Below are 10198 nucleotides of genomic sequence, written 5' to 3' on the forward strand. Positions count from 1 at the left end.
GGGCAGCGTCGCGATGGGACACGTCGGTCACCTGTGCGTGGTCGCCGAGCGGGCCGGTGGCCCCGGGGGTCCGCCGGCGGCCGTCGCCGCCGGCGGACCGTGTCCTACCTCAGGTACGGCCCCGCCGTGCCGACCTTGCCGGGCGCCGGGTTGCCCGGCAGTGACAGGACGTAGGCCCGCATGTTGCCCTTGCCGCCGCCGGCGATCGTGAGCGTCCCGCCGGTCACGGCCTTGCTGTCACCGGTGACCGCGTCGACGTAGGTGCCGTTCGGGACGCCGGTGAAGGTCGCGCCCCCGGAGACCGAGACCAGCACGAAGCTGTCCACCGACCCCTGGGTGAAGCGGCGCTTGTAGGCCATCTGGCCGGTGACGCCCTCGGTCGAGTACTGCCCCTTCTGCAGTGCCGGGATGGCCCGGCGGATCTGGTTGAGCCGCTGCACGTGCTTGACCAGCGGCTTGTCCAGCGTCTGCGCCACCGCGCCGGTGGCCGAGGAGACGACGCCGAAACCGGAGGCGGTGACGCTGCCCGCGAGGTGGTCGCCGTAGTAGGCGCGGCCGGTGGTCGCCAGCGGGCAGGTGGGCCCGCAGTCGATCCGCTGACCCTTCTGGAACTCGATCTCCGAGCCGTAGTAGAGCGTCGGGATGCCGCGGAAGGTCCACATCAGCGACATGTTCTCCGCCCACGCGTCGGTCCCGCCGGTGTAGCGCTCGTTGGACTTGTTGGGGCCGAAGTCGTGGGAGTCGACGTAGACGGTGTTGTAGGTGGCGTCGTTGTAGCTGTCGTCGGAGTCCTTGCCGTTGTTGAAGGCGTTGGGCGCGTCGCCGAAGTTCATGTGCATGCGCATGTCGATGACGTTCATGCCGGAGAACTTCGAGTGGTCGGGCGCGTGGTAGGCGTTGCCGCGCAGGAAGGCGTTGTCGGTGGTGGGCTGGTTGCCGGTGCCCATCAGGTTCTCGTAGTCGAACTGCTCGACGACCGCCCTGGCGTCGTCGGGGCTGAACTCCCTGCGCTCCTTCCAGGTGTAGAACTGCGCGGAGTGGTTGACCGAGCCGCGGTTCCACTTGTCGTTGACGAACGCCCCGACCTCACCGAAGACGTAGAAGTCCTTGCCCTTGTCCCCGTGCGTGGCCACGGCGTGCTGCTGCAGGGCCGGCAGGAAGCGGCGGTTCCACATCAGCCGCGAGACGTGCACGGCGGTGTCGACGCGGAAGCCGTCGACCCCCATGTCGATGTACTTGTTGTAGGCGTCGATCAGGTAGTCCTGCACCGCCTTGTTCTCGGTGTTGAGGTCGGCCAGGTCGTCGTGGAGCCAGCAGCTCTTGGAGTCCGAGCCCTCCCAGTTGCCGATCCAGCACCGGTGGTAGTACTCGGCGGGGAACATGCCCGAGGTGGGGCTGGGCCACTGGCAGTTGTGGATGGTGAAGCCCTCGGGGCTCTTCCACTGGGTGGGCGTGCCGTAGTCCCCGCAGGTGTTGCCCGCCGGGGCCGCGGTGGACCACAGGTCGCCGTTGTACGGCCTGCCCTTGGCCATCTCGTTCTGTCTGGCCGTCATCTCCGGGTCGTCGCCCTGGTGCTCCTCCATCGGGTCGTACTCCTTGCCCGGGACCTTCTCGCTGTAGAGCCACTTCCACTGCTCGTCACGCGCGCCCCACACCGGGGGGACGTACAGCCCCTTGGCGCCCCAGCGGGAGCTGTGGTTGTAGACCACGTCCTGGAAGATCTTGATGCCCTTGGCGTGCGCCTTGTCGATCAGGTCCTGGTAGGTCGCGCCGGGGGTCTCCAGCCGCGTGTCGACGCGGTGGAAGTCCCAGCCGTGGTAGCCGTGGAAGTCGTAGTCGGAGCGGTTGAGCACGACCGGGGTGATCCACAGCGCGGAGAAGCCGAGGCCCTTGATGTAGTCGAGCTTGTCGATCAGGCCCTTGAAGTCGCCGCGGAACATCGGGTCGTTGTTCCTGGCGTTGCCCGAGACGGTGTGCTGGCCGCCGCCCCGGTTGTTGGAGGTGTCGCCGTCGTTGAAGCGGGCGGTCATCACGAAGTAGATGGAGTCCTCGCGCGGGTCGCCGCCCAGTGGCGACCCCTTGGCCGGTTCCGGTGGGGCGTCGCCGGTCTTCGCCGCCGCCTCGGTGCTCGCCCCGGACCGGTTGCCCGCCGCGTCGCGGGCCTTGACCGTGTAGGCGTAGGTGGTCCGCGCCTCCAGGCGGGCGTCGGTGTAGACGGTGTTGGTGCCCGTCGTGAGCGTCACCGGGGCCTCGGAGCCCTTCCTGCGGGTGATCTCGTAACCGGTCACCGCGATGTCGTCGCCGGCCTCGTTCCAGCTCAGTTTGACGGTGGTGCCCTCCGCCGTGGCGGTCAGCCCGGTGGGGACGGAGGGGGCGGTGGTGTCCGGAGGTTCGGGGGTGCACGGCTCGGTGGCGTTGGCGCGCACCACCCCGTCCTTGACGGTGGTCAGTCCGGTGCCGATGGCGTAGTCGGCGCCGCCGTTGTTGTCCCAGGTGCCGGAGCCGTTGTTGAAGGCGGCCTTGAGTCCGGTGGCGGTGCCGAGGTCGACGGTCTTCTTGGCCCAGCCGGCGCAGGCGGTCTCGTCCATGGCGACGCCGGGGACGGGGGTCCAGGTCCCGCCGGTGGGCTGGTAGTGGATGTTGGCGGCGTTCCAGCCCTTGGTCTTCTTGTGGAAGTAGACGACGGCCTGCTTGCCGGGCGGCTCGGTCGGCCCCCCACCTGGGCAGGGGTTACCGGCCGTGACCTGGCCGCCGGAGACCTTCACGGTCCCGGTGCCGATGGCGTAGTCGCGGCCGCCGTTGTTGTCCCAGGTGCCGGAGCCGTTGTTGAAGGCGGCCTTGAGTCCGGTGGCGGTGCCGAGGTCGACGGTCTTCTTCTTCCAGCCGGCGCAGGCGGTCTCGTCCATGGCGACGCCGGGGACGGGGGTCCAGCTGCCGCCGGTGGGCTGGTAGTGGATGTTGGCGCCGGTCCAGGCGGTGGAGTAGTAGACGGTGGCGTCACCGGTCGGCGGGTCGGTCGGCCTGACGCCACCGGTGTGGATGGCGACCGCGCCCTTGGCGGGGACGGTCACCGAGGCGGTGCCGTTCGAGCCGACCGTCACCGGGCCGCCGCCCAGGTCGTCGGCGTAGGTCCCGGCGGGCAGACCGGTGCTGAAGGTCCGGGTGACGGAGCCGCCCTCGTTGTTGATCGCGACCCAGCCCTTGCCGCCGCGGCTGAAGGCGATCACGTTGTTGCCGTTGTCGTACCAGTTGCCGACCGAGGTGCCCGCGACGGCCCGGTTGAAGCCGACCATCCCGCTCATCCGGCGGTGGAAGCAGGTCCACCGCCCGTTGCCGCAGTCGGCGTCGGTGACGAAGCCGCCGTTGGCCGAAGGGGGGCCGCCCTCCGCGTTGCTCCAGGTGAAGCCGGAGTAGACGCGCGGCGTGCCGTACGGCCACGCCAGCATGAAGACGTTGGCCAGCTTGTAGGCGTCGCCGTACTTGTAGTTGAGGGTGGAGCCGTTGCGCTCGGTGTCGTGGTTGTCGACGAAGACCACGGCCTTGTCGCTGGGCACCGACAGGCCCCAGCTCTGGCCGAAGCTCTGCAGCCACTTGATCTGGCCGGTGAACTGCTCCTTCATCTTGCGGCCGTACACGAACTCGTGGACGTCGCCGATCCCGGTGTAGTGGCTCGGCTTGACCGCCTCGTTCGGGCCCTCGATGACCTCCTGGTGGATGTACGGCGAGCCCCTCAGCCTGGACTTGATCGCCGCCAGGTCGCCGGGGGCGATGTGCTTGGCGGCGTCGACGCGGAAGCCGTCCACGCCGAGGTCGGTCAGCTTGTTGAGGTAGCCGGCGATCTGGTCGCGGACGTACTCGGAGCCGGTGTTGAGGTCGGACAGGCCGACCAACTCGCAGTTCTGCACCCGCCGGCCGTCGTTGACGTAGTCGCCGTCGTTGATCGCGCAGGCGGGGGAGTGGAAGTCCGAGGAGGAGTAGAGCCCGGGGTAGTCGTACTTACCGAAGTCGTAGCCGCCGTAGCTTCTGCTGCCCTGGCCGGTCATGTGGTTGACGACCACGTCGGCGTGGACCTTGACGCCCGCGTCGTGGCAGGCCCTGACCATGTTCCTGAACGCGTTCTCGTCGCCGAACTTGCTGTTGAGGGTGTAGCGGGCGGGCTGGTAGACGTCCCACCAGACCGAGCCGCCCTTGCTCATCGAGTCGCTGGGCGGGGAGACCTGGACCGCGCCGTACCCGGCGGGGCCGAGCACGTCGGTGCACTCGCGCGCGACCGAGTTCCAGTTCCAGTTCCACAGCTTGACGATCGGGCCGGGCGCGGGCGGTGCCGCCTGGGCGGGGGCGCTGAGCACGGTGGGCACCACCACGACGGCGCTTGCCAGGGCGCTTAACGCTGTGGTGACAATGACTTTGTAGGATCTCATGCGGGGGGCCTCCAGGGTTGTGGACGGGTTCCCTTGATCGGGCCGGGTGCTGCAACACCCGGCCCGAGCTCTTTTCCGGTCAGGAACGCACGAAGACGGCCACCGTGCGGGCCGGGACCGTCAGCGTGCCGGTGGCGGGATCGAAGGTCGACTGCTTCACGACGGCGTCGTCGCCGGCCGTCTGGACGGGGTGGAGCGTCACCTGGGCGTCCTTCAGCGCGGCCACGGTCTGCGGCTGCGTCTCGGGGGTCGCGTTGAAGACGACGGTGATCGACTTCCAGCGCGGGTCGATGCCCGAGGCGTCCAGGTGCATGGTGACGACCCCCGGGGTCTCCTCGGCGCCGCCGGCGGGGAAGGTCAGCCGCTTCTGCACCTCGGCCAGGGAGCCGAGCGCGAAGGCGGGCGAGGAGGAACGGATCCTCAGCAGCTCGCCGTACCTGGCCCGCGCGGAGCCGATCGAGGCGCAGTCGGGCCTGAGCGCCGGGTCGGCGAGCAGCGGCCTGGCGTAGGCCCACTTGTCCTCGTTGTCGGCCCTGGGCGGCAGGCCGGCGCCGAAGCCGTTGCCCTGCGAGCAGTCCCACAGCAGCCGGTTGAACCAGTCGCCGGAGTCGAAGGAGTTGCGGTCGAGCGACTTTGAGCGCAGCCGCTCGCTGCCCGCGTGGATGAAGGAGGTGCCCTGCGCCAGCACGGCCGTGGCCAGGGAGAGCGACTGCATCCGCACCCGGTCGGCCATCGTGGTCGCCTGCGGCAGCTTGTAGGCCAGGGCGTCGAACAGCGTCTCGTTGTCGTGGGCGTCCACGTAGGTCACGACCTCGCCGGGCGAGGCGGTGTAGCCGGCCGGGGAGCCGTTGTAGTCGACCTCCGAGCCCTTGACCTGCCTGCCGCCGGAGGCGGTGAAGGTGTAGTCGCGCAGGTTGCCGGTGAGTCCCACCTTGATCAGGTCCTGGTAGCCCAGGAGGCGGGCCCGCTGCTGCTCGGCCGTGCCGTTGGCCGGCGATCCGTTGGGCGCGCCGGCCAGGCCCGAGCCGAAGCCCTGGACCCGGGGGTCGGCGTCGAAGGGGCTGCCGCCGCGCACCGCGTCACGCAGGCGGTCGCTGAAGGTGCCGATCCCGGTGCCCGCCATGTTGAGCTGGGTGGCCTGCTCGAAGCGGGCGTCCCCGGCCACCTCGCCGAAGTTCCAGCCCTCGCCGTACAGGATGATCGACTTGCCGTCCACGCCGTCCTTGGCGAGGGTCAGCCGGTCCAGGGCCTTGCGGACCGCGAGCATGTTCGCCTTCGGGTGGTGGCCCATCAGGTCGAACCGGAAGCCGTCCACCTTGTAGTCGCGGGCCCAGGTGACGACGGAGTCGACGACGAGCTTGCCCATCATCGCGTGCTCGGGCGCGGTGTTGGCGCAGCAGGTGGAGGTGGCCACGGCGCCGTCGTCGAGCAGCCGGTGGTAGTAGCCGGGCACGATGCGGTCGAGCACCGAGGTGGGGTCCTGACCGGCGGCGTGGGTGTGGTTGTAGACCACGTCCATGACCACCCGCAGCCCGGCCCCGTTCAGCCCCGCCACCATGCCCCGGAACTCCTTGATCCGGCCGGAGCCGTCCGGGTCGGACGCGTAGGAGCCCTCGGGCACGGTGTAGTGCCGCGGGTCGTATCCCCAGTTGAAGGCGTCCTTGGCCGCGACCTTCGCGACGCAGGCCTGCTGCTGGTCGGAGTCGGCGGGCATCGAGGCCAGGTCGCAGTCCGGCTCGGCGCGGTCGGACCTCCTCTCGGGGACGGTCGCGATGTCGAAGACCGGCAGCAGGTGCACGTGGGTCAGGCCGTCCTCGGCGAGCTTGCGCAGCTCCTTCATCCCGGCGCCGTCCCCGGCGAACGCCGCGTAGGTGCCCCGCCGGTCCGCCGGGACCGAGGCGTCGGAGGCGGAGAAGTCACGCACGTGCAGCTCGTAGACCGACGCCCGGTCCTGGGTGACGGCCTTGGGCTTGGCCAGGGAGGACCAGCCGCCGGGCGCCAGGGACCGGTCGGACAGGTCCACCACCTGGCTGCGGACCGAGTCGGCGGCCAGCGACAGGCTGTAGGGGTCGGTCACCTCGTTGGTGACGACCTTGCCCGCCGCGGGCGAGTAGACCGTGACCAGGAAGGTGTAGTAGCGCCCCTTCCATGAGGGCAGGCCCCGCACCGACCAGACGCCGGTCTCGTCGTCGCGCCGCATCTCGTGGACGGTACGGCCGCCGCCCGCGGCGTCGCGGTGGAGCGCCAGCTCGACCTTCCGGGCGGTCGGCGCCCAGACCGACAGCCTGGGGGTGCCGCGCCAGACCGGGCCGAGCTCGACGCCGGCCGCCTTGGCGTAGACGTCGTCGAGCACGCCGGGGATCTGCACGCCGGTGGCGGTGAGCGGGACGCCCGAGGCGTCCCGCTCGACGGCCACGACCTGACCGCGCAGCGCCTCGCCGGTCAGGCCGGCGTCGCGCGGGTCCACCTTCAGCGCGGCGTAGCCGGCCAGGTGCGGCCACTTGGCCTTCTGGGCGTCGGTGAGCTCGCCGGGGATCAGCCGGATGATCCGCAGGTCGCCGGTGAGGTCTCCCTTGGCGTAGGCGATGTCGCCCTTCGCCGAGAAGGCCAGGGAGTGGTGGAGCGAGGCGGACGGCTCGACCTTCCAGGCGACGGTGTCCCGGTCGATCCAGTGGGCCGCCGACTTGCTCAGGTCGGCGTCCGCGCCGCGGGCCGGGGGCTGGGGCAGCAGGTGGCCCTCGGTGGCGGCCACCCGCCAGACCTCGTGGCCCGCGGCGGTGAGGTCCAGTGCCTGGTTGTCCGGCAGGTCCTTCTCGTCGCCCTTGTGGATGATGTAGCTCACGTTCTTCGCCCCCTCGGTCAGGGGGACGCGGAAGTGGATTCCGAATCCGTCCTCACCCGCCGGCTGGAGCGGGGTGGCCCACTCTGTGGGAGCGGCCACGTCACCCCACAGGTGTAGTCCCCAGCCCTCGTAATTCCCGTCCGGCCGGTGGTAATGCAGGATGGCGACGTTCTCGGCCGCGGCCCGGGTCGGATGGACCTTCGCCACGCCCGAGCCGACGTAGGCGTCCGGCTGGAGGGCGGGGGTGAACGTCTGGTCGGGGCCGGGGTCCTTGGTGTCGCCCCTGTGGATGATGTGGTTCACCGGGGCGGAGGCGTTCTTCAGCGGGAGCTTCCAGAACGCGCCGTAGGCGTCGGTGCCGTCCGGCGGGCGCGGGGCGGCCCACTCGGTGGGCACTCCGTCGGCGAGCCCGTCGCCCCACAGGTGCAGGCCCCAGCCCTGGTAGTTCCCGTCGGGGCGGCGGTAGTGGACGGTCGCGTACCCCTGGGCCGCCGCGCGGGAGGCGTGGGTGGCGGGGTCGCCCGCCGCCAGCCAGACCTCGCCGGTCCTGGCCGGGTTGACGACGCGGTCGCCGCCGTCCTTCTCGTCGCCCTTGTGGACGATGATCCCTACGTTGGAGGCGCCGGGCTTCAGCCTGATCCAGGCGAACCTGCCGTAGGAGTCCTCACCGGTCAGCGGGAGCGGGCTGCCCCACTCGGTCGGCTTGTCGACGTCACCCCAGACGTGCAGGCCCCAGCCGTCCGCGTCCTCGCGCTGGTAGTGCACGACCAGCCAGTCGCGCTTGACCGCGCCGGGGTCCTCCGGGGCGGGCTCGGAGCCGACGGCGGCCGTCGCGGTCGCCGAGGCGAACCTGCCGGCGGAGTCCTTTACGACCGCCTTGTAGGCGATCTCCGTGCCCGCCGGGATGCCGCGCAGGTCGTGGAAGACGCGGAAGGTACGGCTGCCGCCCGGCACGGCGTTGGGCGCGTCGTCGGTGCCGAGCACCCGCCAGGAGCCGCCGCCCACCTTGGCGGCGAAGGTCACCTGGTCGAAGCCGGTCCCCGGCACGGTAGCGGTGACGGGGATCCGGCCGTCCTCGGCGGTCCCCCTGATCTCGGCGCCGGGCAGGGCGATCGAGACCGCCGGGGCCGCCGCCGGGGCGGCGAGCCTCGCCGAGGCCCGGTAGACCACCGCCGACAGGGCCGGCACGGTCACCGCCAGCCTGGTGTCCGCACCCGTCGTGAGCGCCGCGGCGGCCTCGCCGTACACCTTGGTGAAGGCCGCGCCCGCCGAGAAGGTCGGCACGTTCACGGCCGCCGGCCGCTCGGCGTTGTTGACGGCGACGACGTATTCGACCTGCGCCCTGGCGTCGATCCTGGAGAAGGCGTAGACGCCGCCCTCGGAGAGGCGCTCGACCTGCGCGCCGTCGGCCAGGGCCGGGTGGGCGTCACGGAGCTTGGCCAGGGCGGAGATGCCCCGGTAGAGCGGGTGGCCGGGGACGAAGTTGTCCTGGGCGTGGGTGGCGTCGGTGCCAATCAGGTCGTCGCTCAGGTAGCCGCCGGTCCGGGAGGCGAACATGGAGGCGCGGGCGTCCTGGTCGCCTCCCTTGCCGGTGAAGCCCTGCTCGTCGCCGTAGTAGACGACCGGCTGGCCCCGGGTGAGATACATCAGCTCGTGGGCGAGCAGGTCCCTGCGCAGGAGTTCGGAGTCGGCGGCGCCCGGATTGTCCTGGGCGATGAACCTGCCGATGCGGCCCATGTCGTGGTTGCCGAGGAAGGTCGGCAGCGACGCCGCGTTGCCGTCGGCGTCGGTGTGGTGGTCGTCTCCGGCGAAGAGCCGGGCCAGCCTGGCGGCTCCGGCCGTACCGCCGCTGAAGGAGCGGGCGGCCTCCTGGAACGGGAAGTCCAGGGTGGCGTCCATCCCGCCGCGGGTGGAGTAGCGGCTGGTGAAGGCAGGCTCGCTGGAGTAGACCTCGCCGAACATGAAGAACCGCTTGTTGCCGAGTTCGGCCGCGTAGCCGCGCAGGGCGGGGGAGAACCTCTCCCAGAACCCCATGTCGACGTGCTTGGCGGTGTCGATGCGGAAGCCGTCGAGACCGGTGTCGCGCACCCAGGTCTTGTAGATGTCGGTCATGCCCTTGACGACCTCGGGCCGTTCGGTCCACAGGTCGTCGAGGCCGAAGAAGTCGCCGTACTGGTCGTTCTCGCCGCTGAAGGTGGAGTCGCCCCGGTTGTGGTACATCGTCGGGTCGTTCAGCCAGGACGGAGTCTTGGCGTTTTCGGGTGCGACCGGCGTGTAGGGGAAGGAGCCGGTGCCGACCTCGGGGAAGGTGTCCCCGCCGGCGTATCGCCGGTCGTCGAACGGCTTGCCGTCGACGTCGACGTAGGGGTAGGCCCCCTTCGATCGATAGGAGTAGGTCTTCTCCCGGTAGTCGATCACGTCGGCGGTGTGGTTGGTGATGATGTCGAAGAAGACCTTCATCCCGCGCCGGTGCGCCTCGCGCACGAGCTGCTTCATCTGGGCGTTCGTGCCCAGATGCGGGTCGATCCGGGTGAAGTCGGTGATCCAGTAGCCGTGGTAGCCGGCCGAGACGTTCGCGCCCGTGCCCTGGACGGGACGGTTCCGGAACGCCGGGGTGATCCAGATCGCGGTGCTGCCGAGGTTCTTGACGTAGTCGAGCTTCCCGAGCAGCCCCTTGAGGTCGCCGCCCTGGTAGAAGCCCTTGTGCGTGGGGTCGTAGCCGGTGGCGTTCCGGTCGCCGGACAGCCCGCCCCGGTCGTTGCCGGTGTCGCCGTTGGCGAACCGGTCGGTCATCGCGAAGTAGAAGCGCTCGCGGCTCAGGTCGGCGCGGAGCGCGTCCCGGGCGAGGTCGCGGTCGGAGGGCTCCGCCGTACGGCTCAGCTCGGAGACCACGGGGGCGGCGGACGGCTGTGGCGCCGCCACGGCTCCGGAGGGC

2 protein-coding genes are annotated in these 10198 nt (G+C 70.6%); both read right to left on the minus strand.

Going from position 1 to position 10198, the window contains the following annotated elements; genetic code table 11:
- Positions 1-104 precede the first annotated feature (104 nt).
- Positions 105-4421: a carbohydrate binding domain-containing protein gene (locus CA984_RS11085; RefSeq protein WP_086570941.1), complete on the minus strand. Its 4317-nt coding sequence runs from the start codon at positions 4419-4421 to the stop codon at positions 105-107.
- A gap of 79 nt (positions 4422-4500) precedes the next feature.
- A complete protein-coding gene (pulA, locus tag CA984_RS11090; protein ID WP_242675872.1) occupies positions 4501-10185 on the minus strand; it encodes a pullulanase-type alpha-1,6-glucosidase in 5685 nt (1894 codons plus the stop codon).
- Between the last annotated feature and the right edge of the window lie 13 nt (positions 10186-10198).

It is taken from the genome of Streptosporangium minutum, from assembly GCF_002149035.1.
GTDB classification, from domain to species: Bacteria; Actinomycetota; Actinomycetes; order Streptosporangiales; family Streptosporangiaceae; genus Streptosporangium; species Streptosporangium minutum.

Coding starts and splice junctions, on each gene's coding strand:
- CA984_RS11085 (WP_086570941.1), bottom strand. CDS start 4,421: ATGAGATCCTACAAAGTCATTGTCACCACAGCGTTAAGCGCCCTGGCA.